Genomic DNA, 862 nt, shown 5'->3' with positions numbered 1-862 from the left:
GATTCTCTTAAAGATACCGAAGTTTGAGAAATAAGATCACCTGCTCCCATACCTATGGCTGAAAGAGTGGTTCCGCTAATATTAATATCCCTACCATCATTTTTTACTAAGGATAATCTTCCATAATTTTCTTTTTGCTCCCTTAAAATACCAGAACCAACACCTATATCTCCAGTGATTTTAATGCCTCTACCATCAGCAGAAGTTAATACAAGCTTACCGTTCTCATCTTTTGAAGCTTGCACCCCTGTAGTATCCTTAACCGAATTAATAGCTGAGACTAAAGCACCGTTTTCATCCCCATTTTTATAATCAACCTTGCCTATAACTACCCCATTAATAGCAAAATCATCAGAGGTTTTACCTTCTTTTATAGCATAAGCTCCTACAGTTTTAACATCATAAGTTGCCCTTACTCCTGTTTTATCTGCATTCCTATTAATCTCTTCAGCCAAGGCTCCTAATCCTGTTCCTACTGAGGTTGAAATCACGACATTATCAAATTTAAAGTCATCTATACCATTGTAATTTTTAATTACAAGTCCCACAACTCCTGAAGTAGAACTTTGAGATCCTGTTTCAAATCTTGTCACCCCAATTTTAGAAGACTGAGTAGCACCTATGCTTGCTTTTATAGTTTGGTTTGAACTTGAACCAATTTGAAATTCTTGATTAGTAAAACCTCCACTTAAAAGTTGTTTACCATTAAATGAAGTTGTATTTGCGATATTGTCTAATTCTTCCATTAAACGGTTAATATCTGCTTGAAGCATGGTTCTTGTTTTTAAGCTTTGGCCATCTTGAGCTGCTTGAGTTGCCTTAGTTTTAATAGTGTCTAAGATTTTAAGCTGTTCATCCATAG

Annotated in this window: 1 protein-coding gene; it reads right to left on the bottom strand. The window is 35.4% G+C overall.

The features are described from left to right. The coding region (locus GRQ01_RS07535) for a flagellin hook IN motif-containing protein (protein WP_282958810.1) at positions 1-862 on the bottom strand (862 nt) is incomplete at both ends.

Origin of the sequence: Campylobacter bilis, assembly GCF_016806695.1 — a bacterium.
In the GTDB taxonomy this organism is placed as follows: Bacteria; Campylobacterota; Campylobacteria; order Campylobacterales; family Campylobacteraceae; genus Campylobacter_D; species Campylobacter_D bilis.
The sequence above is the reverse complement of the archived record's forward strand: the minus strand, read 5'-3'. Positions and strand labels throughout refer to the sequence as shown.